General features: G+C 56.3%; 25 protein-coding genes. 14 read left to right on the top strand and 11 right to left on the bottom strand.

The genetic code is table 11. The features are described 5' to 3' along the window. Positions 1-11 precede the first annotated feature (11 nt). Positions 12-440, top strand: coding sequence for an organic hydroperoxide resistance protein (locus ACE38U_RS17185; protein WP_375530209.1), 429 nt, complete (start codon positions 12-14; stop codon positions 438-440). A 30-nt stretch (positions 441-470) separates the two neighbouring features. On the opposite strand, the gene ACE38U_RS17190 is transcribed toward ACE38U_RS17185, so the two are convergent. Both ACE38U_RS17190 and xthA read right to left on the bottom strand, forming a co-directional pair. Next, positions 471-1,139, bottom strand: coding sequence for a TVP38/TMEM64 family protein (locus tag ACE38U_RS17190; RefSeq protein ID WP_375530210.1), 669 nt, complete (start codon positions 1,137-1,139; stop codon positions 471-473). A 78-nt stretch (positions 1,140-1,217) separates the two neighbouring features. Further along, entirely contained in the window at positions 1,218-2,024 is an 807-nt protein-coding gene (gene xthA, locus ACE38U_RS17195) for an exodeoxyribonuclease III (protein WP_038473396.1), read from the bottom strand. A gap of 444 nt (positions 2,025-2,468) precedes the next feature. On the opposite strand from xthA, the gene ACE38U_RS17200 reads away from it, so the two are divergent. From ACE38U_RS17200 to hutH, 8 genes are all read left to right on the top strand, one after another. Next, on the top strand, positions 2,469-3,689 hold the full coding sequence (locus ACE38U_RS17200; RefSeq protein WP_375530211.1) for an aspartate aminotransferase family protein: 1,221 nt from the start codon (positions 2,469-2,471) through the stop codon (positions 3,687-3,689). Beyond that, positions 3,686-4,720, top strand: coding sequence for an arginine N-succinyltransferase (gene astA / locus ACE38U_RS17205; protein ID WP_375530212.1), 1,035 nt, complete (start codon positions 3,686-3,688; stop codon positions 4,718-4,720). The genes ACE38U_RS17200 and astA overlap by 4 nt, the downstream gene beginning before the upstream one ends. Further along, positions 4,717-6,195, top strand: a complete 1,479-nt coding sequence (gene astD, locus ACE38U_RS17210) for a succinylglutamate-semialdehyde dehydrogenase (protein WP_375530213.1) — start codon at positions 4,717-4,719, stop codon at positions 6,193-6,195. Before astA ends, astD begins: the two co-directional genes overlap by 4 nt. Continuing rightward, the gene (gene astB, locus ACE38U_RS17215; protein ID WP_375530214.1) at positions 6,192-7,523 is read left to right on the top strand and encodes an N-succinylarginine dihydrolase; all 1,332 of its coding nucleotides are present in this window, start codon (positions 6,192-6,194) and stop codon (positions 7,521-7,523) included. Before astD ends, astB begins: the two co-directional genes overlap by 4 nt. 10 nt (positions 7,524-7,533) lie before the next feature. Continuing rightward, positions 7,534-8,499 (top strand): succinylglutamate desuccinylase, encoded by a 966-nt coding sequence (gene astE / locus ACE38U_RS17220; protein WP_038473383.1) that lies wholly within the window; start codon positions 7,534-7,536, stop codon positions 8,497-8,499. A gap of 334 nt (positions 8,500-8,833) precedes the next feature. Further along, positions 8,834-9,319 (top strand): ATP-independent periplasmic protein-refolding chaperone Spy, encoded by a 486-nt coding sequence (gene spy, locus ACE38U_RS17225; RefSeq protein ID WP_375530215.1) that lies wholly within the window; start codon positions 8,834-8,836, stop codon positions 9,317-9,319. Positions 9,320-9,800: 481 nt separating this feature from the next. Next, entirely contained in the window at positions 9,801-10,346 is a 546-nt protein-coding gene (ves, locus tag ACE38U_RS17230) for an environmental stress-induced protein Ves (RefSeq protein ID WP_038473377.1), read from the top strand. Positions 10,347-10,608: 262 nt separating this feature from the next. Continuing rightward, on the top strand, positions 10,609-12,153 hold the full coding sequence (gene hutH / locus ACE38U_RS17235) for a histidine ammonia-lyase (RefSeq protein WP_038473374.1): 1,545 nt from the start codon (positions 10,609-10,611) through the stop codon (positions 12,151-12,153). A gap of 30 nt (positions 12,154-12,183) precedes the next feature. On the opposite strand, the gene cho is transcribed toward hutH, so the two are convergent. From cho to nadE, 3 genes are all read right to left on the bottom strand, one after another. Further along, positions 12,184-13,047 (bottom strand): excinuclease Cho, encoded by an 864-nt coding sequence (gene cho / locus ACE38U_RS17240; protein ID WP_375530216.1) that lies wholly within the window; start codon positions 13,045-13,047, stop codon positions 12,184-12,186. A gap of 66 nt (positions 13,048-13,113) precedes the next feature. Continuing rightward, positions 13,114-14,004 (bottom strand): aromatic amino acid DMT transporter YddG, encoded by an 891-nt coding sequence (gene yddG, locus ACE38U_RS17245; RefSeq protein WP_176982407.1) that lies wholly within the window; start codon positions 14,002-14,004, stop codon positions 13,114-13,116. A gap of 65 nt (positions 14,005-14,069) precedes the next feature. After that, positions 14,070-14,897, bottom strand: a complete 828-nt coding sequence (gene nadE / locus ACE38U_RS17250) for an NAD(+) synthase (protein WP_375530217.1) — start codon at positions 14,895-14,897, stop codon at positions 14,070-14,072. 268 nt (positions 14,898-15,165) lie between these two features. Here nadE and osmE point away from each other — a divergent pair, with 268 nt between their 5' ends. Then, a complete protein-coding gene (gene osmE / locus ACE38U_RS17255; RefSeq protein ID WP_038473367.1) occupies positions 15,166-15,507 on the top strand; it encodes an osmotically-inducible lipoprotein OsmE in 342 nt (113 codons plus the stop codon). A gap of 149 nt (positions 15,508-15,656) precedes the next feature. After that, entirely contained in the window at positions 15,657-15,893 is a 237-nt protein-coding gene (gene cedA / locus ACE38U_RS17260) for a cell division activator CedA (protein WP_038473364.1), read from the top strand. Between the two features lie 44 nt (positions 15,894-15,937). Here the strand turns inward: cedA and ACE38U_RS17265 are convergent, their stop codons facing one another. The 3 genes from ACE38U_RS17265 to hxpB form a co-directional block, all read right to left on the bottom strand. Beyond that, the gene (locus ACE38U_RS17265) at positions 15,938-17,329 is read right to left on the bottom strand and encodes an L-cystine transporter (RefSeq protein WP_038473363.1); all 1,392 of its coding nucleotides are present in this window, start codon (positions 17,327-17,329) and stop codon (positions 15,938-15,940) included. 132 nt (positions 17,330-17,461) lie between these two features. Further along, on the bottom strand, positions 17,462-18,052 hold the full coding sequence (locus ACE38U_RS17270; RefSeq protein WP_038473361.1) for a metal-dependent hydrolase: 591 nt from the start codon (positions 18,050-18,052) through the stop codon (positions 17,462-17,464). A gap of 121 nt (positions 18,053-18,173) precedes the next feature. Beyond that, the gene (gene hxpB / locus ACE38U_RS17275) at positions 18,174-18,842 is read right to left on the bottom strand and encodes a hexitol phosphatase HxpB (protein ID WP_038473358.1); all 669 of its coding nucleotides are present in this window, start codon (positions 18,840-18,842) and stop codon (positions 18,174-18,176) included. 168 nt (positions 18,843-19,010) lie between these two features. On the opposite strand from hxpB, the gene ACE38U_RS17280 reads away from it, so the two are divergent. Then, on the top strand, positions 19,011-19,547 hold the full coding sequence (locus ACE38U_RS17280) for a YniB family protein (RefSeq protein ID WP_038473355.1): 537 nt from the start codon (positions 19,011-19,013) through the stop codon (positions 19,545-19,547). Positions 19,548-19,582: 35 nt separating this feature from the next. On the opposite strand, the gene ACE38U_RS17285 is transcribed toward ACE38U_RS17280, so the two are convergent. The 3 genes from ACE38U_RS17285 to pfkB all read right to left on the bottom strand — a co-directional run bounded on the left by ACE38U_RS17285 (position 19,583) and on the right by pfkB (position 21,863). After that, positions 19,583-20,443: a fructosamine kinase family protein gene (locus tag ACE38U_RS17285; protein ID WP_176982408.1), complete on the bottom strand. Its 861-nt coding sequence runs from the start codon at positions 20,441-20,443 to the stop codon at positions 19,583-19,585. A 106-nt stretch (positions 20,444-20,549) separates the two neighbouring features. Then, complete coding sequence (ghoS, locus tag ACE38U_RS17290; protein ID WP_038473351.1) at positions 20,550-20,834, bottom strand: type V toxin-antitoxin system endoribonuclease antitoxin GhoS; 285 nt, start codon at positions 20,832-20,834, stop codon at positions 20,550-20,552. Between the two features lie 99 nt (positions 20,835-20,933). Next, positions 20,934-21,863 carry a 6-phosphofructokinase II gene (pfkB, locus tag ACE38U_RS17295; RefSeq protein WP_375530218.1) on the bottom strand — a complete coding sequence of 310 codons (930 nt, stop codon included), beginning with the start codon at positions 21,861-21,863 and terminating at the stop codon, positions 20,934-20,936. A gap of 291 nt (positions 21,864-22,154) precedes the next feature. Between pfkB and ACE38U_RS17300 the strand changes: the two genes are divergently transcribed. Beyond that, positions 22,155-22,913, top strand: coding sequence for a DUF481 domain-containing protein (locus tag ACE38U_RS17300; RefSeq protein ID WP_038473346.1), 759 nt, complete (start codon positions 22,155-22,157; stop codon positions 22,911-22,913). Between the two features lie 123 nt (positions 22,914-23,036). Then, on the top strand, positions 23,037-23,291 hold the full coding sequence (locus ACE38U_RS17305; protein WP_038473343.1) for a hypothetical protein: 255 nt from the start codon (positions 23,037-23,039) through the stop codon (positions 23,289-23,291). Positions 23,292-23,375 lie beyond the last annotated feature (84 nt).

Raw genomic sequence — 23,375 nt, forward strand, 5'->3', positions numbered from 1 at the left:
GAGGAATCACCATGACCGCCAGACTCGAAAAGGTGCTGTATACCGCCCATACCACCACCGTTGGCGCCCGCAGCGGGCACGGGCGTTCGGACGACGGCAGCCTGGACGTGCAGCTCAGCACGCCGGGCTCCGGGAAACCAGGCACCAACCCGGAGCAGCTTTTTGCCGTCGGCTATTCGGCCTGTTTTATGGGGGCGATAGGTCTGGCGGGGAAAAAACTGGCGATCCGTGTGCCGGAGGAGACCGCTGTCGAGGCCAGCGTCTCGCTGGGTAAAGTGGATAACGACAGCCACTTTGCTCTCGCCGTCACGCTGACCGTTAAGCTGCCGGGGCTAAACGAAGCCCAGCGCGAAACTTTACTGGCAACTGCCCATGCAACCTGCCCCTATTCGCGGGCGATTACCGGCAATATCGAGGTGACGTTGCTTTCGCAAGGGTAATGACAAAACGCCTTCGCTCGCCGGGGGCGTTTAGTTTTTGAGCCGGGCTCTTTTTATCAGCCAGTGGGAAACCAGCGGCAGCAGGCCAATCAGCGCAAACAGCAGCAGCATGGTGGGAGAAATAATGTCCCGCAGGCTTTCTATCTGACTAAGCTGGCGGCCGGTGCTGATGTACAGCACGATGGACGGCAGCAGGCCGAGTAGCGTTATCACCGCAAAACGAAGGGTGGAAATGGACGTCAGGCCCATGAGCAGGTTGATGATGGAGAAGGGCAATACGGGCACAAGGCGCAGGGCAAACAGGCACTGCGTGATATTGTTCTTAATGCTTTCGTTAATTTTCGCCATTCTCGCGGCAAAGCGCCGCTGCACCCAGTCGTGCAGCAGATAGCGGCTGAGCAGCATCGCCACAGTTGCGCCACTGGCGGCCGCGGTAGCGACCAGAAGTGTGCCTTCAATCAGCCCAAACAGCGCGCCGCCCATCAGCGTCATGATGCGCGTGCCGGGAATAGAAAGGGCGGAAATCAGGAAATAGCCGATGAAAAAAGCCCCCATTACCTGCAGCGGGCGCTCGGCGTGCCAGAGCGAGAGCTGGGCATGGTATTTCTGCAGCGTCGCCAGGCTAAGGGTGCCCGGCGGCAGCAGTATTAACAGCGAGATGACCAGCGTGGCCAGCAGCAAAAACAGGATCTTACGCATTCTGTTTGCTCCTCGTCAGGGGGAAAAACCGCATCTCGCCGTCCTTTTCTGAAGATATGTCGACCTTCAGTATTTCTCTTAGCGCTTAAACTGCGCCCAAACAGGTGCGTGGTCGGACGGTTTTTCCATGCCGCGGATCTCATAGTCGATCCCTGTTGCCACGCAGTGCGGCGCCAGCCCCTGGCTTGCCAGCAGCAGATCTATACGCAGGCCGCGGTTATCGTCGAAGCCTTTTGAACGGTAGTCAAACCACGAGAATTTGTCCTGCGCTTCCGGGTTGGCGTGGCGCCAGGTGTCTACCAGGCCCCAGCCGAGCAGGCGAGCCATCCATTCGCGCTCTTCCGGCAGGAACGAGCATTTCCCGGTACGCAGCCAGCGCTTGCGGTTTTCTTCCCCAATGCCGATGTCCAGATCGGTCGGGCTGATGTTCATGTCACCCATGATCAGTACCGGGTTTTCCGGGCGCAGCTCACCCTGCAGGAAGTCCTGCAGATCCTGGTAAAACTTGGTTTTAGCCGGGAACTTGGTTTCATGATCGCGGCTTTCGCCCTGCGGGAAGTAGCCGTTGATCACCGTGAGGTTGCCGAACTCCGAAGGGATTTCCGCCATGATAATGCGGCGCTGGGCGTCTTCGTCGTCGCCAGGGAAGCCCTTACGTACCGTAATCGGCTTCTCTTTGGTCAGCAGCGCCACGCCGTAGTGGCCCTTCTGGCCGTGATAAAACACGTGATAGCCGAGTTTCGCCACATCTTCGAGCGGGAACATATCGTCATGCACTTTGGTTTCCTGCAGACCGATAACGTCCGGCTGATGCTGTTCTACGATGGCTTCCAGCTGGTGAGGACGGGCGCGCAGGCCGTTGATATTAAAAGAGACAAATTTCATAGTCGCTGCCAGGTTGTCAGGTTAATTGTTGCAGGATGGTAGCAGAAAACGGCGCAGGTTGCTGCGCCGAAGCTAATCGCTGCCATAGGCGCGCCTGACGGGCAGAAATAAAGCAACATTTGCACCAAAATTGATCTCAATGCGCAAAAAGGGGGCGAAAACGGCAGGCAAATCCCGAAGGCGATCACAATTCCAGCATTATATTTTACCACTGCATAATATTTCTTGTTTTCGTGTCGCGAATCAGGCGCTACGTTAAAACTATGCACTTATTATTCACTTTTAGTGAATGAGAAGTGTTTTTAAGTTATTGATTTTTCGTTTCCCTCACCGGTTTATGCATTTTTATCGCTGGCTGGCACGATGTCTGCAATCTACATTTACAGCGCAAACACTCAATTATTTAACATTTAATAAACTTTTTGTTTACCGTGAGGGGTCACTATGTCGCAGTCAATTACACGCCAACATTTCGACGAATGGATGATGCCGGTTTATGCCCCTGCGCCTTTTATTCCGGTTCGCGGCGAGGGTTCCACCCTGTGGGACCAGCAGGGAAAAGACTATATCGACTTTGCCGGCGGCATCGCGGTTAACGCTCTGGGGCACGCCCATCCTGAAATGCGCAAAGCGCTGGAAGAGCAGGCTGCAAAATTTTGGCATACCGGTAACGGCTACACCAACGAGCCGGTGCTGAAGCTGGCAAAGCAGCTGATTGACGCCACCTTTGCCGAGAAAGTGTTCTTCTGTAACTCGGGCGCAGAAGCAAACGAAGCTGCGCTGAAGCTGGCTCGTAAATACGCTCATGATAATTTTGGCGCGCAGAAAAGCGGTATTGTGGCGTTCAAGAATGCGTTTCACGGCCGTACGCTGTTTACCGTCACGGCCGGTGGCCAGCCTGCCTATTCCCAGGATTTTGCGCCGCTGCCTCCGCAAATCAACCACGCGGTATTTAACGATTTGCCGTCCGCCCGTGAGCTGATCAACGATGAAACCTGCGCGGTCATTGTTGAGCCAATGCAGGGGGAAGGCGGCGTAGTGCCCGCCACGCCTGAGTTCCTGCAGGGGCTGCGCGAGCTGTGTGACAAACACAACGCGGTGCTGATTTTTGATGAAGTGCAAACCGGCGTGGGCCGCACCGGCTCGCTGTATGCCTATATGCATTATGGCGTGACGCCGGACGTTCTTTCTACGGCCAAAGCGCTGGGCGGTGGCTTCCCTATCGGCGCGCTGCTGACCACCGATCGCTTTGCCAAAGTGATGGTTGTCGGCACCCATGGCACTACCTACGGCGGTAACCCGCTGGCCTCAGCGGTTGCCGGGCGAGTGCTGGAAATTATCAATACGCCAGAAGTCCTGAACGGCGTGAAGCAGCGCCATGAATGGTTCGTTGAGCGCCTGAACCACATCAACCAGAAACATCAGCTGTTCAGCGAAATTCGTGGCTTAGGGCTGCTCATCGGCTGTGCGCTGCGCCCGGAACATGCAGGTAAAGCTAAACTTATTCTGCAGGCCGCCGCGCAGGAAGGCCTGATGATGCTGATTGCCGGGGCTAACGTGCTGCGTTTTGCGCCCGCGCTCATCGTCAGCGAGGCGGAAGTTCAGCTCGGTCTGGATCGCTTTGAACGCGCCTGTGAACGCTTCCTCGCTGGAGTCTCATCATGATGGTTATCCGCCCGGTTGAACGAGGCGATCTGTCGGGGCTGCTCGCGCTTGCCGGGAAAACCGGCGGCGGGCTGACCTCGCTGCCCGCCGATGAAAAAACGCTGGCCGACCGCATCGAACGCTCGCTGCAAACCTGGCAGGGTGGGCTGCCGAAAGGCGACCAGGGCTATGTATTTGTGCTGGAGGATTCCAGCTGTGGCCAGGTGGTGGGGATTTGCGCCATCGAAGTGGCGGTGGGGCTGAACGATCCCTGGTACAACTACCGGGTTGGCACGCTGGTTCACGCCTCCAAAGAGTTAAATATCTACAACGCGCTGCCGACGCTGTTTTTGAGCCACGACCATACCGGGAGCAGCGAGCTTTGTACGTTGTTCCTCGATCCGGCCTGGCGTAAAGAGGGGAACGGTTACCTGCTGTCGAAATCCCGCTTCCTGTTTATGGCGGCCTTCCGCGAGCGCTTTAACGACAAAGTGGTTGCCGAGATGCGCGGCGTGATCGACGAGCACGGGCATTCTCCGTTCTGGGAAAGCCTCGGCAATCGTTTCTTCTCGATGGAGTTTGCCCGCGCCGACTATTTGTGCGGCACCGGGCAGAAAGCTTTTATTGCCGAACTGATGCCAAAACACCCGATTTATACCGACTTCCTCTCCAAAGAGGCACAGGCGGTTATCGGCCAGGTGCATCCGCAAACGGCGCCTGCGCGCACCGTGCTTGAAGCAGAAGGGTTCCGCTACCGGAACTATGTCGACATTTTCGACGGCGGCCCTACGCTGGAATGTGATATCGACCGCGTGCGTGCGATTCGCAAGAGCCGCCTGCAAACCGTCGCGGTAGGCCAGCCCGCAACCGACGAGCTGCCGGTCTGCCTGGTCGCCAATGAAAATTACCACCAGTTCCGCGTCATGCTGATCAAAGCCGACCCGAAAGGCGAGAAACTGGTTCTTGATGCCGCCACCGCCGACGCGCTGAAGTGCGCCAGCGGCGACACCGTGCGCGTGGTGCGCCTGTGCCCCGAGGAGAAAAAAGTATGACTAACTGGATTAACGGACAATGGGTTCCAGGGCGCGGCGAAGCGCTGTTAAAGCATAACCCGGTGAACGGCTCGCTGCTGTGGGAAGGGCTGGTGGCGGATAAAGATCAGGTAGATGAGGCCTGCCGTGCGGCACGCGCGGCGTTTCCTGGCTGGGCGAAGCGCCCGTTTGCCGAGCGCCAGGAGATTGTCGAGCGTTTTGCCGGGCTGCTGGAAGCGAATAAAGCCGCACTCACCGAGACTATCGCCCAGGAAACCGGGAAACCGCGCTGGGAGGCCGCGACCGAAGCGGCCGCGATGGTCAACAAGATTGCCATCTCAATCAAGTCTTACCACACCAGAACCGGTGAAACGAAGACCGCGATGCCGGACGGCGCGGCAACTTTACGCCATCGTCCTCACGGCGTGCTGGCGGTCTTCGGCCCTTATAATCTGCCGGGCCATTTACCTAACGGCCATATCGTGCCGGGGCTGCTGGCCGGGAACACCATCATTTTTAAGCCGAGCGAGCTCACGCCGCGCATCGGTGAACAGGTGATGAAACTGTGGGAAGAGGCCGGTATTCCTGCCGGCGTGCTTAACCTGGTACAGGGCGGGCGCGAAACCGGGCAGGCGCTGTCGCAGCAGTCAGATCTCGACGGCCTGTTGTTTACCGGCAGTGCGGGCACCGGTTACCACCTTCACCGCCAGTTCGCCGGGCAGCCGGAGAAGATCCTCGCCCTCGAAATGGGGGGCAACAACCCGCTGATCGTCGAAGATCCGCAGGATATCGACGGGGCCGTTCACGTGGCGATCCAGTCTGCGTTTATCACCGCCGGGCAGCGCTGTACCTGCGCCCGCCGCCTGCTGGTGAAGCAGGGCGAGCAGGGGGATGAATTTATTCGCCGCCTGGTTGAAGTTTCTGCTCGCCTGCAGCCGGGCGAATGGGATGCCATTCCACAGCCGTTCATCGGCGGGCTTATTTCTGTGCAGGCCGCCGAGCGTGTGCTGACCGCGTTTCAGGAGCACGTCGCGCGCGGCGGTAAGCCACTGCTGGAACCGAAAATGATTCGCCCTGGAACGTCATTACTGACGCCGGGGATCGTCGAGCTTAGCGGCGTGGCCGACGTGCCGGATGAAGAAGTGTTTGGCCCGCTGCTGGCTATCTACCGCTATAACAGCTTTGACGACGCTATCCGTATGGCCAACGACACGCGTTATGGCCTGGCAAGCGGGCTTATCTCGCCGTCCCGCGAGCAGTTTGACCAGCTGCTGCTGGAAGCGCGGGCCGGGATCGTGAACTGGAATAAACCGTTAACCGGTGCCGCCAGTACCGCGCCTTTTGGCGGCGTGGGCGCTTCGGGCAACCACCGCGCGAGCGCCTGGTATGCGGCTGACTATTGCGCCTGGCCGATGGCCTCGCTGGAAAGCACGAGCTTTGCGCTGCCGCAAACGTTAAGTCCGGGCCTTGATTTTAGCCGCGAGGAGCAGCCATGAAGCGAGCTCGTGAAGCCAACTTCGACGGACTGGTGGGGCTGACCCACCATTACGCCGGCCTGTCGTTTGGCAATGAAGCGTCGACTAAGCACCAGTTTCGCGTGTCTAACCCGAAGCTGGCGGCGAAGCAGGGGCTGCTGAAAATGAAAGCGCTGGCGGATGCGGGTTATCCGCAGGGCGTCATTGCTCCGCAGGAGCGCCCTAATATCGGCGTTTTGCGGCAGATAGGCTTCAGCGGCAGCGATGAGCAGGTTATTGAGCATGCGGCTCGCCAGGCTCCGCAGCTGTTGTCTGCCGCCAGCTCGGCTTCATCTATGTGGGTGGCGAACGCGGCAACGGTGGCGCCTTCGGCCGATACGCTGGACGGGAAAGTGCACCTCACCGTCGCCAACCTGAATAATAAATTTCATCGCGCCAGCGAAGCGCCGACGACGGAAAACGTGCTGCGGGCGATGTTCCGTGATACCGGGCGTTTTGCCGTACACGGCGCGCTACCGCAGGTGGCGTTATTCGGCGACGAGGGCGCGGCAAACCACAATCGTCTGGGCGGCGAATACGGCGATCCCGGCGTGCAGCTGTTTGTGTACGGGCGTGAAGATTCAAAAAGCGGCCAGGCACCCGCTCGCTATCCTGCCCGGCAGACGCTGGAAGCCAGCCAGGCCGTGGCGCGTTTGAATCAGGTACGGCCTGAACAGGTGATTTACGCTCAGCAGAACCCGGCGGTTATCGACCAGGGTGTGTTTCACAACGATGTGATCGCGGTGTCTAACCGTGAGGTGCTGTTTTGCCATCAGCATGCGTTTGTTGACCAGCCGGGGCTTTATCAGCAATTGGGTAAACATGTCCCCGGTTTCAAGGCTATTGAAGTGCCGGACAACCTGGTTTCGGTTGCCGATGCCGTCTCAACCTATCTGTTTAACAGCCAGCTGCTGAGCCGCGCTGACGGCGGCATGACGCTGGTGCTGCCGGACGAATCTCGTCAGCATCCCGGCGTCTGGCGTTACCTTAATCAGCTGCTGGAGGCGGATAACCCTATCAGCGAACTGCAGGTCTTTGACCTGCGGGAAAGCATGGCCAACGGCGGCGGCCCGGCGTGCCTGCGCCTGCGGGTGGTGCTGACGGACGAAGAGTTAAAGGCGGTTAACCCGGCGGTGATGATGAACGATACGCTGTTTATGACGTTAAATGGCTGGGTCGATCGCTGGTATCGCGACCGCCTGACGCAGGCGGATTTAGCCGACCCGCTGCTGCTGCGCGAGGGGCGAGAAGCGCTTGATGAACTGACGCGTATTCTGGATTTAGGCTCGGTGTACCCGTTCCAGCAATAGAGGAGAAAGAATGATGGATTTTCTGGCGCAGACGCTGGCCGGCAAGGCGCCTGAACAAACTTCCGGCAAAAATGTTCACCTCAGCTGGCGCTGGTGGGATGAGGGCATTCTGACCCTGACGCCGCACGAGGCGACGGGCAAGGCGCTGGTGATTTCCGCCGGGATCCACGGCAACGAAACGGCGCCGGTGGAGATCCTCAGCCAGTTGACCGACAGGCTGATCGCGGGGCAGTTGCCGCTGCAGTGGCGCACGATGATTATCTTCGGTAATCCGGCGGCCCTGCGGGCCGGTAAGCGTTATACCCACAGCGACATGAACCGCATGTTTGGCGGGCGCTGGCAGCAGTTCCCGGAAAGCGTTGAGACACAGCGAGCGGCAAGGCTTGAGCATGCCCTCGAGCAATTTTGGTCGCGAAGTGAAGAGCAAACCCGCTGGCACCTGGATATGCACACCGCGATTCGCAGTTCTTATCATCCACGGTTTGGGGTGCTTCCGGCGAGGCCTCTGCCATATAGCGAGACGTTTTTAAGGTGGCTGGGCTGTGCCGGGCTACAGGCGCTGGTGTTCCATCAAAAACCGGGCGGGACTTTTAGCCACTTCAGCAGCGAGCATTTTGGCGCCCTGAGCTGCACGCTGGAGCTGGGAAAAGCGCAGCCGTTTGGCCAGAACGATTTGAGCCAGTTTGCGGTAACCCAGGAGGCGATTTCAGCTTTGCTAAGCGGCGCAGAATCGCCCGCCACGGAGGCCGAGCCGCTGCGCTACCGGGTGGCGCAGCAAATCACCCGACAGTCAGAGAAGTTTGTGCTGCATATGTCCGGGCAGACGCAGAATTTTACCGCATTTCCAAAGGGGACTCTGCTGGCTGAAGATGGCGACAAACGTTATGTCGTCGCGGGGGAAAAAGAGTACGTTTTATTCCCCAACCCGGACGTTGCGCTGGGGCTGCGGGCGGGATTAATGCTGGAAGTCATTTAAATTTTAAGCAGCTCTGAATAATTGAGCTGCTTAATCATTTCGTGTTGTGCATTTATTTACAGACAATTCCTGGAAACAGGGTTCCTTCACCAGAGTGATTACTGTACACTCTCCATATTATCTTTTAAATCATCGTGTTGTTATATTTTGTTGCACTCTTTCCAGCCTTAATTCTTATTTCCTCCATAATTGACGCATTATTGTTTTATACCCTTTCAATGATTTACCAATGCCACCGCCACCTTGACGATAAGGCTCGTAAACTCATTCTCGTCAACACGGCACCGTGTTTTAAGCGAGCCGTCAATTTAATGAAAAGAGAAGGTTAAAAAATATGCGTAAATTAACTGCACTGTTCGTCGCTTCCACCCTGGCTCTGGGCGCCGCTAACCTGGCCCACGCTGCAGATGCGACTCCGGCTGCTGATGCAAAAACCGATGCGCCGATGATGCACCATAAAATGATGCGCGGCCCGATGCATGAGATGATGTTCAAAGACCTGAACCTGACCGATGCGCAGAAACAGCAAATCAAAGACATCATGAAAGAGCAGCGCGGCAAAATGCAGCGCCCGTCTGCTGACGAACGCCGGGCGATGCACGACCTGATTGCCAGCGACAGCTTCGACCAGGCTAAAGCTCAGGCGCAGGTAGATAAAATGGCAGAGCAGAACAAAACGCGCATGCTGGCGCATATGCAAACCCAGAACAAAATCTACAACATCCTGACCCCGGATCAGAAAAAACAGTTTAATGCGAATTTTGAGAAGCGTCTGACAGAACGTCCTACGCATGAAGGTAAAATGCCAGCTGCTCAGTAAGCCTGAGCAACTAAATTAAGACCGCCGGTCTTGTTCACAATAGCGATGTACGCTGTGAACAGGACCGGCGGTTTTCTCGTTTTATCGCCTTATTTCCCCGATGATACACCCTACCTTATCTGTAAGATGCCGCTTCAATGCCGGGCAGACCGGTAACACAAATCATTTTAAATACTCAATTTCAGCAACTTACAAAGATAATTGCAGCTGACTCCGCAGTTTTTGCCGTCCGACGCCTGGGGGAAGAAATTTGCTTTGCTTCCTGACAAAAAAGTCGCTAAATCATTGTCACAAAAATAGAACCAGGGCTACAGCAACCGTCTGCGGCTGCCGATAACACTGGAGCCTGACAAAGATCCGGCGAACAAAACAGAGAACAGATGAGCGGGCCGCTGAGAACGGAAATCACCGTCCGGCGTGCCGCTCAATTTAAAGAGCAATTGCCAGGGCGGGCGGATCTCGCGCGTCCTCAGGAGTGGTGATGGAATTCTTTGATATACGAAAGGTGCCGGTCAACCTTTGGCGTAACGGCGCCGGGGAAACTCGCGAAATATGCTGCTTTCCGCCCGCCACGCGCGACTTCAACTGGCGGGCCAGCATCGCCTCTTTGGCCCACAACGGCGAGTTTCCCGTCTTCCCGCAGGTCGACCGGGTGATGACGCTGCTGGAAGGCAGTGAGGTGGTGCTCGACGGGGGAAAAGCGTTTCGGCACACGCTCAAGCGCTACCAGCCGTTTACCTTTGCCGGCGAGCAGCCGGTAAAAGCGGAGCTGACTCGCGGAATGTCGATGGATTTTAACGTCATGACGCACCGTGACCGCTGCCGGGCGCAGGTGCGCGTGGCGGACAGAACCTTTACCACTTTTGGTACCCGAGGCGGGGTAGTGTATGTCCTGAGCGGCGAGTGGCAGCTGGAAGATAAACTGCTTTCACCCGACCAGGGCGCCTGGTGGCAGGAGGGCAGCCACACGCTGCGGTTGTTAAAAAATGAAGGCCAGCTGCTATTCAGCGAAATCACCTATTTGTAGCCGGATGCCCGGCCTCAGTACCGGGCAATAGTCTATCTTCTTGCTGATTATCACCAGAACGTGCTGCTCAGGCGCGGTTGCGCTATCCAACTCCCTTTCCCGTAAATGCTTCACAGCATCCCGTGCTGGATAAATTTCACAAGCGCGATCCTGCTCACCGTTCGATAAAAAAGTCCTATGACCCGCTGGCGGATTATTTGGTTTATTAGTTAAGTTGTATATACAAATATAGACAAAAATCCGATGCAAACAGGATGCCGACATGTCAACGCAAAAGAAGCTATGCAGTCTCACTCCAGGTTCCGTTTCACTGGCCACCCTGCGCGAAATTTATCACGGCAACGTGTTGCTGAGGCTCGATCCCGGCGCGGTCGCCGCCGTTGAGCGCGCGCTGGGTACCGTAGAGGCTATCGTTGCCCACGGTGACGTGGTCTATGGCATTAACACTGGTTTTGGCAAACTGGCGCAAACGACCATCGCCACCGATCACCTTGCCGAACTCCAGCGTAATCTGGTGCTTTCCCACAGCGTCGGGCTTGGTGAAGCTTTGCCTGATGACGTTGTTCGCCTGGTGATGGCCAGCAAAATTATTAGCCTGTCACGCGGGCATTCGGGCGTTCGCCTGCTGGTGATTGACAGCCTTATTGCGCTGTTCAACGCGGGCGTGATGCCGGTCATCCCGGAGAAAGGTTCCGTGGGCGCCTCCGGTGACCTGGCCCCGCTGGCGCATTTGTCGCTGATGCTGCTGGGCGAGGGGAACGTAAGGGTTAACGGCGAGCAGATCCCTGCCGTCGACGGGCTGAAGCTGGCGGGCGTTGAGCCGCTGGTGCTGGGGCCAAAAGAAGGCCTGGCGCTGCTGAACGGGACGCAGGTTTCTACGGCGCTTGCGCTGCGGGGCCTGTTTGAAGGCGAGAAGGTTTTTGCTGCCGGGCTGGTGGCGGGGGCGCTGTCGCTGGAGGCAATTAAAGGTTCCGTGAAGCCGTTTGATGCACGAATTCATCAGGCTCGCGGTCAGGCTGGACAAATTGATGTGGCGGCGGCGGTGACCGGGCTGCTTGCCGACAGTAAAATTGTAGATTCTCACGTCCACTGCGGGCGCGTTCAGGACCCATATTCTATCCGCTGCGTTCCCCAGGTGATGGGCGCCTGCCTCGACAACCTGCGCCATGCCGCGCGTGTCCTGCAGATAGAAGCCAACGCGGCTTCGGATAACCCGCTGGTATTCAGCGACACCGGAGAGGTGATTTCCGGCGGTAATTTCCACGCGGAGCCGGTCGCCTTTGCGGCCGATATCATCGCGCTGGCGGTGGCAGAAATTGGGGCTATTTCAGAGCGTCGCCTGGCGCTGCTGCTGGATACTGGGCTATCTGGCCTGCCGCCGTTCCTCGTGAAAGAGGGCGGAATTAACTCCGGCTTTATGATTGCCCAGGTCACGGCCGCGGCGCTGGCCTCAGAAAATAAGTCGCTCGCTCATCCGGGCAGCGTCGACAGTCTGCCAACGTCGGCTAATCAGGAAGATCACGTTTCCATGGCAACGTATGCGGCACGTCGGCTGGGCGAAATGTGCTTTAACACCGCTGCGGTGGTGGGTATAGAGGCGATGGCGGCAGCTCAGGGCATTGAATTCCACAGGCCGCTGCGCAGTTCCCCGCTGCTTGAAAAGGTCTTCGGGGATATTCGCGAGCGCGTCGCGTTCCTGGAAAAAGATCGCCTGCTGGCACCGGATATTGAGCAAATGCGCCTTTGGGGCTGCAGCGACGGCTGGCCGCAGGTTATCGTGAAGCTTCTGCCTTCTTCGGCGGCGTAAGCCTTTCTGACTCCTCTCTTCGAGGGGAGTCTATTCCAGCTCAATCACTTCATATTCCCCGCTCAGCATCAGCTTACAGAGAATTTTGTAGCCATCGTTATCAAAGCCGTCCGGCGGCTGGCGGCGCTGCCGGGCGTCCTCCAGCCGCGGCACGGATCCAAGATAAAACCAGTGATCGATCAGATGGTACTGGGTTATCTCCGGGCTGCGCTCCACGATGACAACCGCGTTTTTCCACGGCCAGCAAATCAGGCGTACTTGTTCGAGTGCGGCGACAAGGCGGGCGTGATGCTCGGCCTGCGTTTCTTTGCCGCAGCAGGCCCCGGCGCAGCGTTTTAGCGCCGAGCGAAAACAGGCCCGGCCCCTGCTCAGAGACTCCAGGCCCAGCAGGCCGTAGCAGAGCCGGTGTTCGTCTGCCAGCCCCTGCAGCGTTTGCAGCGCGGCCCGGCGATTGGCATACAGCCCGTAGAGACCGGGCTGGCTTGAGAAATCGACATCTTTGGCGTACACCACCTGCGGCGTTTCACCCTGCAGTAGCAGGGAACAAAGCTGGCGGTTGCGGCGCAGGCGCTTGTTGAACAGCGGCTGCTGCTCCTTGATCATTTGCGCCTCGAGCAGCAATGCACCAAGCTCTCCGGCTGTGCGGATAAACGTAATACGGCGGGACTGCCTTAGGAGCGCGGCTTCATCAGGCGTACGAAAATGGGACATGACGCGCGTGCGAATATTGACGCTTTTGCCGATATACAGCGGCATGACGTCGCTTTCACCGTGAAAAACGTAGACGCCAGACGCTTTGGGCAGCCCTTCGAGCCACGGTCGGAGATGTTCCGGATATTCATAGACTGCCGCAGCTTCAAACTCCAGCCGCGACGCGCCTGCACGCCTTACCACATTTGACTCCTTATTACTGTTTATTTGCACAGTATAGCAGCCGATAATATGGAGAGGAAATCGCCGTTAACCGTAGCGTCGGGTGGCAAGCCAGCAGAGCAGGGAGCCACCTACCACCATTAGCACGCCCTGCCAGAAAGCAAAGCCCGGATGCAGGCCCAGCCACAGCGTGGCGAGCAGGGCCGATAACACCGGCGTGAAGTACGAGGCCGTGGCGAGCAGCGTCATGTTTCCCCGCTGAATGCCAAAGTTCCACGCGGAATAGGCCACGGCGGTGGATATTCCCATAAACAACAGCTGCGCGGTGCCGGACAGGGTGAAGTGCATTTCTGGCTGCTGAACAAAGGCGAACTTTACCCACAGTACCAGCGCGGTGGCGCAGAAAAACAGGCTGACGCCGCTTTTGCCTTCGCTCCAGCGCCGCGTCAGGTTGCAGTAAAGCGCCCAGATAATGGCGGCAGCAAAGGCCAGACCGTAGGCCAGAGGGTTATCGAGAATGTTGTGCCACATTACGAGCGGGGACCAGTCGCCGTCACCTTTCATAACCTGAACAATCCCCGCAAGGGAAAGTGCGAGCCCCGGCCATAGCCACAGGTTGCTGCGCTGGCCGTTAATAAACAGGGCAAAAAAGACGGTCAGGCAGGGCCAGAGGTAGTTGATCATGCCCAGCTCAAGGGACTGGGCGCGGGTGTGTGCGAACCCGATTGAAAGCGCCAGGCTTATCTCGTAGCTGACAAAAAGCAGCCCGCCAGACCATAGATATCGGGGGGGAAGCTCGCGTATTTTTGGCAGGCCACGGGCGATGCAAAGGCATAGCGCGCTGACGGTGTAGAGCAGGGCCGCGCCGCCGATCGCGCCAAAATGCTCGCTGATGCTGCGCAGCAGGCCAACGGAAGTGCTCCAGAGCAGGATTGCGATAAGGCCGATAAGCGTGGCGCGCTGCGAAGAGGTGTCCATGTCAATCCTGTAAAAAGGGCGGCAAGCGCCGCCCTGAAGCATTGTTTATCTGAAGCTATTGACGACTATTTTTTCCAGAAATCATCAAACACGGTAATTGGCGGCCGGCGTTTGTGTTCCGTTTTCAGATACCAGCCTTCGATGATTTTCGCAGTGTCGGCCGGTAGCATTTTGCCTTCCAGATAGTCGTCGATTTGCGTATAGGTCACGCCCAGAGCAGCTTCGTCCGGCAGAGAAGGGCGATCGTCCTCGAGGTCGGCGGTCGGGGCCTTCAGGTACAAATGCTCCGGGCAACCCAGGGTTTTCAACAGCAGTTTCCCCTGGCGCTTATTGAGACGAAAAATTGGGTTAATGTCGGTGCCGCCATCGCCGTATTTGGTGAAGAAGCCGGTGACGGCTTCCGCCGCATGGTCGGTGCCAACCACCACGCCTTTGGTCATCCCGGCGATGCTGTACTGCGCCTTCATGCGCTCGCGGGCTTTTTCATTGCCGCGAACAAAATCGCTGAGTTCGATACCCGCTTCACGCAGAGCCTGCTCGCTGGCAAGTACGGCCCCCTTGATGTTCACCGTTAATACGCGGTCAGGCTGGATAAACGTGATGGCATCCTGGCAGTCCTGCTCGTCGGCCTGAACGCCAAACGGCAGGCGGACGGCGATGAACTGGTAGCTCTCATCGCCGCTTTCTGCACGCAGTTCGTTGATGGCTAGCTGGCAGAGTTTGCCCGTCAGGGTGGAGTCCTGGCCGCCGCTTATCCCCAGCACCAGAGATTTAATAAACGGGTAAGTTTTAAGGTACGCTTTGAGGAAATCAACGCTGACGCGGATCTCCTGGGCGGCATCAACCTGCGGCTTAACGCCCAGTGCCTGAATAATCTCTTGTTGCAGAGCCATTTAACCCCTCCAATAACCATCTGCCTGCCACGCGCAGGCCGCAAAATTTTACTGCCTTAAAACTTACCCTGTTGCGGTTAAAACGACAAGGCTCAAAGGGTTACCGGGCCGACGGGCGGCGACTTTTCCTGCAAACCAGCGATTAAACTTATGGATACTCATTTATTCCGAATTTTAAGACATTCAGGCTAACGAGTTGAAAAATGTTCTTTTATATTCCAGGCTTATCTAACACGCAGGATCAATACCATCATTGATGAGGACAATTATGAATAATAAATTTGCAGGATTTTTAGGCGCGGCAGCGGTCATGACTATGCTGGCAGGGTGTACGGCTTACGATCGTACCAAAGACCTGGTGACTGAACCGGTAGTGAAAGACGTGAAAAAAGGCATGACCCGTGCCCAGGTTCAGCAGATTGCCGGCAAACCTTCTTCTGAAGTAACCATGATCCACGCGAAGGGCACCTGCCAGACCTACATTCTTGGTCAGCGTAACGGCAAGGCTGAGACCTATTTCGTCGCGCTGGATGATGCGGGCCGCGTGATTAACTCCGGCTATCAAAGCTGTGCTGAATACGACACCGATCCGCAGGCTCCAAAAGCCTAAGGATCTGTACCAGAGCGCCCGGCTGCAGTTTTCTGTCGCCGGGCTTTTTTTTGCCCCGCTAAGGCTGGCCGATAAGGGGGCGACGAAAGCGGGTTAAATCCGTTATCATGGTGAAGTTGTTCACTAATCCAGTTTAAATCCCGTTGCCTATGAAACCACTACGTCAACCGAACACCCGACCTGTCATTACCTATAAGCCTCGCGTGGAGCCTGCGCCACCCGCGCATGCATGGCGCGTGGACGGGTTTAAAGATGTCTACCTGCTGCGCGGGCAGTATGTGGCATTTGTCTTGTTGGGCGATGCCTTCCGTCAGTCTCCGCCGTTTACCCTACCGGAGTCGGCGCAGCGTTGGGCCAGGCAGGTGCGTCAGGAAAACGAAGTATAAAAAAAGCCGCTAGTGATAGCGGCCTCTTTTTATTTCAGTTCGGATTAACGGTGGGCTAATTCCACTTCTTCTTCACTGTTCAGAATCTCTTTGTCGGTCTGCTTCATCAATTGGCTGGTGATGGTCCCGGCGGTCATTGAACCGCTGACGTTCAGCGCGGTACGACCCATATCAATCAGCGGCTCGACGGAAATCAGCAGCGCGACCAGCGTTACCGGCAGCCCCATGGCTGGCAGGACGATCAGCGCTGCGAAGGTTGCACCCCCGCCCACGCCCGCAACGCCTGCGGAGCTAACGGTCACAATACCCACCAGGGTTGCAATCCAGACCGGATCCAGCGGGTTGATACCCACGGTTGGTGCCACCATAACGGCCAGCATTGCCGGGTAAAGGCCCGCGCAGCCGTTCTGGCCGATGGTTGCGCCGAAGGACGCGGAGAAGCTGGCGATAGACTCAGGCACGCCAAGACGGCGGGTTTGCGCTTCGACGTTCAGCGGAATACTTGCTGCGCTGGAGCGGCTGGTAAACGCGAAGGTCAGTACCGGCCAGACTTTGCGGAAGTATTTCACCGGGCTAACGCCGTTGAACGCCAGCAGAATAGCGTGGACGCCAAACATAATCGCCAGGCCAAGGTAAGACGCCACCACGAAGCTGCCCAGCTTGATGATGTCCTGCAGGTTTGAGCCCGCAACCACTTTGGTCATCAGCGCCAGCACGCCGTATGGCGTCAGCTGCATAACCAGGCGAACCAGCTTCATCACCCAGCTTTGCAGGGTGTCAATGGCAACCAGAACACGCTCGCCTTTCGGCGCATCGTCTTTCAGCAGTTTCAGCGCCGCGACGCCCAGGAAGGCGGCGAAGATAACCACGCTGATGATAGACGTTGGGTTTGCCCCGGTCAGATCGGCGAACGGGTTCTTCGGTACGAAGGAGAGGATCAGCTGCGGTACGGTCAGGTCTGCGACTTTACCAATGTAGTTGGATTGAATCGCCGCCAGACGCGCATTTTCCGCATTGCCCTGAACCAGACCTTCTGCGGTCAGACCGAACAGGTTGGTGACCAGTACCCCGACCAGCGCGGCAATCAGCGTGGTGAACAGCAGCGTACCGATGGACAGAATGCTGATTTTCCCCAGCGAAGAGGCGTTGTGCAGTTTAGCCACGGCGCTCAGAATAGAGGCGAAGACCAGCGGCATAACGATCATTTGCAGCAGCTGTACATAGCCGTTGCCGACCACGTTAAACCACTGAATGGAATCTTTCAGCACCACGCTGTCGGAGCCATAAATTGTGTGCAGTACCAGACCGAAAATGACGCCCAGTACCAGACCTGCCAATACTTTTTTGGCGAGGCTCCATTGTTTATGGCGGGTTTGCGCCAGCAGCAATAGCAATACGACGAACACCACGATGTTCGCTACCAGTGGAAAATTCATCCCCATATCTCCTGATTTATTGTCATGCGGCAGCGCATGGGCCGCCGTTATGTTGCAAAGCGTAACAGATGGCGGGGATTCTTCTTATATACAAAAGGAATTGATTATTACTAAATAGGATTTTTCGGTGAATTAATGTCCGGATTGATGGGTAATAAAGCTATTAAAGGTGGTTTGCAGCGAATTTATCATCTGCGAAGACCAGCGCACTGCACCGTTTTCGGGCAGGCTTTGTGGCATCCAGACTGCCAGGCCGAACAGCGCCATGCATAAGGCTCGCTCAAGCTGATTGCCTTTTTGCGGCCGGACTACGGGGAAACGAAAGCGCCAGCGGCAGGGCCACAGCAGCGGAACGCCAGCGGGCGTCAGCATGTCGGCGAGAATGTGGCTCAGGTAGCCTAAAACCATGCCCTGCAGCGCATCGGCTGGGATAACCCAGCTTTCCGGCACTTTGAGATAAAACAGCGCCAGCCCGGCAAACACCGCAAACAGGCTGTGGGTGAACCCCCGGTGGCCGCACATTCGTGCCACGGGCTTTGAGATCCAGCTTAACCGCTGGCCCAGGAAGGATTTCGGGTGGTCAATGTCCGGCAGCAGGCAGGTCAGAATGGCAGACGGCACGATGTGCCACCAGTCACCCTGGGCAAGGACGGGCGTCAGCTCGGCGTTTTTGGCAAAAACTGCGCAGGCAATAGAAAAGAGCAGGTGGCCTTCCGCCGTCATGATACAACCCGAATGAAGAAACTGTCGATTCATCCAGTATAGGGTTTTTGTACAGTATTCGGAAGTGGTGACGGTGTAACATTTTGTCAGGGAGATGGGCGACATTAGCCGCCCGAGAGATTTAGCCTTTCAGGCCTGTCGCGGTGAGCTCAACCAAAGAAGGGAGCTTGACGTCCGCCAGGCACCAACGCGGGTCGGCAAAGTTTTCGTCGGCAGGCACGACGATAGAGCGCATGCGCGCGGCTTTGCTCGCGATCATGCCGTTGACCGAGTCTTCAAGCGTGACGCAACAAAGCGGATCGACACCCAGTTTTGCGGCAGCGTCCAGGTAAACTTGCGGATGGGGTTTGCTGTAGGGCAGATGTTCAGCGGAGGCGATAGCGTCGAAATACTGGCGTAAATCGAACATCTCAAGCACTTTTTCCAGCATGTGCAGCGGGGAGGCGGAGGCGAGGCCAACCTTAAGGCCCTGTTCTTTGCACAGTTTTACCGCTTCGACCACGCCCGGCAGCAGAGGGCGTTCTTCTTCAACCAGCGAAATTGCACGCTCGATAACGCGCGCGGTGACTTCCTCACGTGAGGGCCCGTTCCAGGGCTGACGTGAATACCACAGTTCGACCACCAGGTCGATGCGCAATCCCAGCGTGTCGGGCAGTTCGTTACGACGAGTAATGTCGACGCCGATGCTTTTCAGCACGTCCAGCTCCGCACGATCCCAAAGCGGCTCGGAATCAATCAGTAGTCCATCCATATCAAAAATTGCCGCAAGAATCTGGCGCGTTTCGGCCATAAAGTGACTCCTTTCTGTTCGTCTAAAAGAAATGTTTGTGTATCTTTAGCCGGAAACGGAGCCCGAAGCTACCGCTTTTGCAAAATTAGCCCGCAAAGCTCAGGCGAAATAGCGCCATACGGGGTAGACTTTGAGCGTATAACGTTACGTCCTAATAAAGGGGAGTGCATGACGTATCAACAAGCTGGACGCATTGCGATTTTAAAGCGCGTGGCGGGCTGGGTGATTTTTATCCCGGCGCTGCTGTCGACCGTGATTTCGGTCCTGAAGTTTATGTATCAGCACAGCGAAAAACAGCCGGGCATTGACGCCGTGATGATGGATTTTGCCCACGTGATGATCGAGATGATGCGGTTTAATACGCCGTTCCTGAATCTTTTCTGGTATAACTCGCCGCAGCCGGACTTTAACGGCCAGATAAACCTCTTCTTTTGGCTGATTTACGCGTTAATTTTCATCGGGCTGGCGCTGCAGGATTCAGGGGCTCGTATGAGTCGCCAGGCAAAATTCCTGCGTGAGGGCGTGCAGGATCAGCTGATCCTCGAACAGGCCAAAGGGCCGGATGGGCTCAGCAAAGCGCAGCTCGACGCGAAGGTGATTGTTCCCCACCACACCATCTTGCTGCAGATTTTCCCGCTCTATATCCTGCCGGTGATTATTATCGTGGTGGGCTACTTCTTCTTTAAGCTGCTCGGCTTTTTATAAGATAACGAGCCACTCCGGGTTGGAGTGGCTCACTCTCAGGCTGCTAACACGCGTTCCAGCGCTTTTTGCGCCGTGACCAGATGCTGCCCGCCAAACAGAATTGCCCGGTTAAGCAGGGTGTAAAGCTGGTAAATGGGCTGACGCTCGAGGAAACCCGAAGGCAGCGGCGAGACCGATTGATATCCGTCGTAGATTTGTGGCGGCTGGTCGCTGTGCAGCGGCAACATGGCCAGGTCACACTCGCGGTCGCCCCAATAACAGGCCGGATCGTAAATAAACGGTCCGTCAGGCCCCAGCGCACAATTACCTGACCACAGGTCACCGTGCAGCAGCGACGGCTGCGGCTGGTGCGAGGCCAGCGCCTGCTGAACGAAATCAACAATCAGATCGATATCGCCGTAGTCGATGCCTTTTTCTGCCGCCATTTCCAGCTGCCAGCCAATGCGCTGTTCGGCGAAGAAAGTTGACCAGCGGCGCTGCCAGGCGTTGGGCTGCGGGGTGGTGGAAAGGTCGTTGTCAAAGTCGAGACCAAACTGTGGCTGGTCGCTCCATTGATGAAGCCGGGCCAGCTGTTGGCCGAGAAGAAAAGCGTTATGGGCGTCCAGCGGCTTAGCCGGCAGGTATTCCAGCAGCAAAAAACTGTAATCCCTGTCGCTGCCCAGCCCCCAAACTTTGGGCACTCTGACCGTTTTACTGCGCGACAGCAGCTCCAGCTGGTCTGCTTCGGCGGTAAAGATGGGCAGCATTTCCCGCTCATCGCATTTGACGAAAATCTCATGACCGGCATAACGAATATGCCAGGCTGCATGAATTTCGCCGCCGGGTAGCTCAGTGCGTTGCTCGATTTCTGCGTCGCCCAACGGCTCGCTTAACAAATGACGGATGGCTTGCCACATGACTTTTCTCCCCAGGTTGGCTGGTAGACACTGCAATCAATAGCTTATCGCCGTTTGCCGGTCAAAAACACGCGCTGACGCACAACCCCGGCCGGTACTCAAAACCTTATGGCTTTTGTTTCTGCCAGACTTCCCAACGGCTGACTATGACGTCAGGTTCTGTTCCCAGCGCCACGTTGCCCAGTCCTTTGGCCAGCGTTTCCACCTCACGTTCATCCAGCGTACTGATTAGCCCAAAACTGCCTGGCCCAAGTTCGTGTATTTTCCCTTCGTCATCGGTGAGGGTAGGTGAGAAGCCGCCCAGGGTTAGCTGGTTGTTCAGCTCGTTGATGTCGGCAAGGCTCCGATCTTCAAATTGTACCGTTATCACATAGCGTTCAACATCGCTCATAGTCACCCCCTTGTTATCCTGAAGGTTTTAGCATAGTCCATGCTGCCGGAATGGCGATGTTTGCGCCCTGCGGCAGCCCGTTTATTGTGCAACGAAACGTTAGCCTTGCAGCCATGTATAGATCTTCTGCGTATTTTCAAGCGAGCAGAGACGGGTGCCTTTATTAAGCGTAGCCGCGCTGCCGGCGGCTACGCCATAGCGGACGATATCCAGCAGCGGTGCGCGTTCAGCCAGCTTCAGCGTCATGGCGCCGACCATGCTGTCTCCGGCACCAACGGTACTTTGGCTTTTTACCGGCGGGGGCACGACGTGCACGCACTCGTGGGCATCCACCGCCAGCGCCCCCTGTGGCCCGAGCGAAACAACAACGCGTTTTGCCTGGCCACTGTCGACAAGATGCTGAGCGGCGGCGCGAACGTCGTCAGGCTGCGTAAGCTCACGCTGGACTAATGCGCTGAGCTCTTTTTGATTGGGCTTCACCAGCTCAATATTGCCTAATTTCAGCGTGGCGGCCAGCGCTTCGCCCGAGCTGTCCACGATGCAGCGAATGCCTTTTTCCTGCGCGGCTTTGACCAGTTGGCAAAGCTTTTTAACGGCAACGCCCGGCGGCAAGCTTCCGCTGATGACCAGGATATCGCCTTTGGGAATGGCAAGGGCTTTTTGTTCGAGTTGCTCGAATTCTTCATCCGACAGCGCTGCGCCTGGCATCACAAACCGATACTGTTCGCCGGTAGATTCCGTGTGGACGTGTAGGTTCTGACGGGTCCAGTCTTTTGTCTCAGCGGTATCGACAGTTACCTGCTCTTCAATCAGCAGCGCGCGTAAATGTTGCCCTGTTGCGCCGCCGACCGGGAATATCGCCGTGGCGTGACCTCCCAGATGGGCTATAGCGCGGGCGACATTGATGCCGCCCCCACCGGGTTCAAATACGGGCGAGCTGCAGCGCAGTTTCCCTTCTGGATAAATTTGCTCCGTGACGGTGGCGCTGTCGAGGGAAGGGGCGAGGGTGAGTGTAAAGATAGCGGTCATGTCTCCTCCTTTTTTAGCTATTGTCCTAAAGCGTAGCACCGAAGCGGTGATTGAAATGTTAATTAAAATCATGATTTATCAAATGATTACCTTAAAACCACAATCTTCGTATCCTTATGAAAATAAAGATGTTTTAAGAGCGCTCTTATACAAAAAATGAAACAAGAATCCATTGCTATGTTATTGCGGAGTTTTTATAATTTGTAACCTTTCCGGGGCGATTTAGATTTGATCCCGAGGAAAGATTCCGGAACCTTGATGGTTTCTTTTTTGTGTTGTACGGATTAATAAATGAAGCTTTTAAAGACAGTGCCGGTTGCGGTTTTACTCACCGGTGGAGCGTTCTTTAGCCACTTCGCAGTGGCAGATGACTCAGTATTTACTGTCATGGATGACCCGACTACCGCGAAGAAACCCTTCGAAGGTAATCTGAATGCAGGCTATCTTGCGCAGGCAGGCAATACCAAAAGTTCCAACTTGACTGCTAACACCAATATGACCTGGTACAACACGGCTACCGCCTGGTCAATTTGGGGTAACGCCAGTAACACCTCTTCCAACGACGTGCGTTCTTCTGAGAAATACTCAGCGGGTGGGCGTGGTCGTTACAACATGACTGACTATGACTATCTCTTTGGTCAGGCAAGCTGGTTGACCGACCGATACAACGGCTATCATGCGCGCGATGTCTTCACCGCGGGTTATGGTCGTCAGTTGCTGAACGGCCCGGTTCACAGTCTGCGTGTGGAATTCGGTCCTGGTGTGCGTTATGACGAATTTGTCGATGGCGGGAATGAGACTCAGGCGCTGGGCTATGCGTCTGCGACTTATAACTGGCAGCTGACCGACAACGCCAAGTTTATTCAGGGCGTGTCCGTGCTGGGCAGTAACGACACCACGGTCAACTCCGAAACGGCGCTGGACGTGGCTATCAGTGAACACTTTGGCCTGAAAGTGGGCTATAACGTGACCTGGAACTCCGATCCGCCGTCTTCTGCACCAAACCATACCGACAGACGTACGCAAATTACGCTCGGGTATAAGATGTAAGACTAAGAAGCCGGATGATGTCCGGCTTTGTTTTTCCTCGCGTTCCCGATCTTCGTTTTTTCCTATCTTTTTGAGAACCAAAACCGCCTGGTAAAATGCATCGAGCCCTGAGAATAATCGTGCATGACTACCTATCGCGTACGAGTGGGGTTTCATAACCCTTCAGCCCTGACCTTCAGGCAGCTTGATGAAATTCTGGAGCCGCAGCGATTCTGGCGTACTGAATCCGGCGGCGGGACTTTTCGCTATTTCATGGAATACGAATATGAGTCGGAATTAAGAGACCTTTGTGCGGTGTGCGAGCTGGCTTACTCTCAGGCGTGTAGGGTGAAGAAATGCCCGCTGGTGCTGGTGGAAGAGAAGGACAAAGCGGCATAGCGCTTATTGAAAAGGGCAGGGATGGCCTTATTTATCAGGCGCAAACCTGGCAACAAGAGATGTATTCCCCTTTTCGTTAGTGTT

This window comes from Cedecea selenatireducens, assembly GCF_042138895.1.
GTDB classification, from domain to species: domain Bacteria; phylum Pseudomonadota; class Gammaproteobacteria; order Enterobacterales; family Enterobacteriaceae; genus Cedecea; species Cedecea selenatireducens.

Excerpts from the sequence above, each read along its gene's own strand:
- ACE38U_RS17185 (WP_375530209.1), top strand. The coding sequence starts at position 12 with ATGACCGCCAGACTCGAAAAGGTGCTGTATACCGCCCATACCACCACC.
- ACE38U_RS17190 (WP_375530210.1), bottom strand. The coding sequence starts at position 1,139 with ATGCGTAAGATCCTGTTTTTGCTGCTGGCCACGCTGGTCATCTCGCTG.
- xthA (WP_038473396.1), bottom strand. The coding sequence starts at position 2,024 with ATGAAATTTGTCTCTTTTAATATCAACGGCCTGCGCGCCCGTCCTCAC.
- ACE38U_RS17200 (WP_375530211.1), top strand. The coding sequence starts at position 2,469 with ATGTCGCAGTCAATTACACGCCAACATTTCGACGAATGGATGATGCCG.
- astA (WP_375530212.1), top strand. The coding sequence starts at position 3,686 with ATGATGGTTATCCGCCCGGTTGAACGAGGCGATCTGTCGGGGCTGCTC.
- astD (WP_375530213.1), top strand. The coding sequence starts at position 4,717 with ATGACTAACTGGATTAACGGACAATGGGTTCCAGGGCGCGGCGAAGCG.
- astB (WP_375530214.1), top strand. The coding sequence starts at position 6,192 with ATGAAGCGAGCTCGTGAAGCCAACTTCGACGGACTGGTGGGGCTGACC.
- astE (WP_038473383.1), top strand. The coding sequence starts at position 7,534 with ATGATGGATTTTCTGGCGCAGACGCTGGCCGGCAAGGCGCCTGAACAA.
- spy (WP_375530215.1), top strand. The coding sequence starts at position 8,834 with ATGCGTAAATTAACTGCACTGTTCGTCGCTTCCACCCTGGCTCTGGGC.
- ves (WP_038473377.1), top strand. The coding sequence starts at position 9,801 with ATGGAATTCTTTGATATACGAAAGGTGCCGGTCAACCTTTGGCGTAAC.
- hutH (WP_038473374.1), top strand. The coding sequence starts at position 10,609 with ATGTCAACGCAAAAGAAGCTATGCAGTCTCACTCCAGGTTCCGTTTCA.
- yddG (WP_176982407.1), bottom strand. The coding sequence starts at position 14,004 with ATGGACACCTCTTCGCAGCGCGCCACGCTTATCGGCCTTATCGCAATC.
- nadE (WP_375530217.1), bottom strand. The coding sequence starts at position 14,897 with ATGGCTCTGCAACAAGAGATTATTCAGGCACTGGGCGTTAAGCCGCAG.
- osmE (WP_038473367.1), top strand. The coding sequence starts at position 15,166 with ATGAATAATAAATTTGCAGGATTTTTAGGCGCGGCAGCGGTCATGACT.
- cedA (WP_038473364.1), top strand. The coding sequence starts at position 15,657 with ATGAAACCACTACGTCAACCGAACACCCGACCTGTCATTACCTATAAG.
- ACE38U_RS17265 (WP_038473363.1), bottom strand. The coding sequence starts at position 17,329 with ATGAATTTTCCACTGGTAGCGAACATCGTGGTGTTCGTCGTATTGCTA.
- ACE38U_RS17270 (WP_038473361.1), bottom strand. The coding sequence starts at position 18,052 with ATGACGGCGGAAGGCCACCTGCTCTTTTCTATTGCCTGCGCAGTTTTT.
- hxpB (WP_038473358.1), bottom strand. The coding sequence starts at position 18,842 with ATGGCCGAAACGCGCCAGATTCTTGCGGCAATTTTTGATATGGATGGA.
- ACE38U_RS17280 (WP_038473355.1), top strand. The coding sequence starts at position 19,011 with ATGACGTATCAACAAGCTGGACGCATTGCGATTTTAAAGCGCGTGGCG.
- ACE38U_RS17285 (WP_176982408.1), bottom strand. The coding sequence starts at position 20,443 with ATGTGGCAAGCCATCCGTCATTTGTTAAGCGAGCCGTTGGGCGACGCA.
- ghoS (WP_038473351.1), bottom strand. The coding sequence starts at position 20,834 with ATGAGCGATGTTGAACGCTATGTGATAACGGTACAATTTGAAGATCGG.
- pfkB (WP_375530218.1), bottom strand. The coding sequence starts at position 21,863 with ATGACCGCTATCTTTACACTCACCCTCGCCCCTTCCCTCGACAGCGCC.
- ACE38U_RS17300 (WP_038473346.1), top strand. The coding sequence starts at position 22,155 with ATGAAGCTTTTAAAGACAGTGCCGGTTGCGGTTTTACTCACCGGTGGA.
- ACE38U_RS17305 (WP_038473343.1), top strand. The coding sequence starts at position 23,037 with ATGACTACCTATCGCGTACGAGTGGGGTTTCATAACCCTTCAGCCCTG.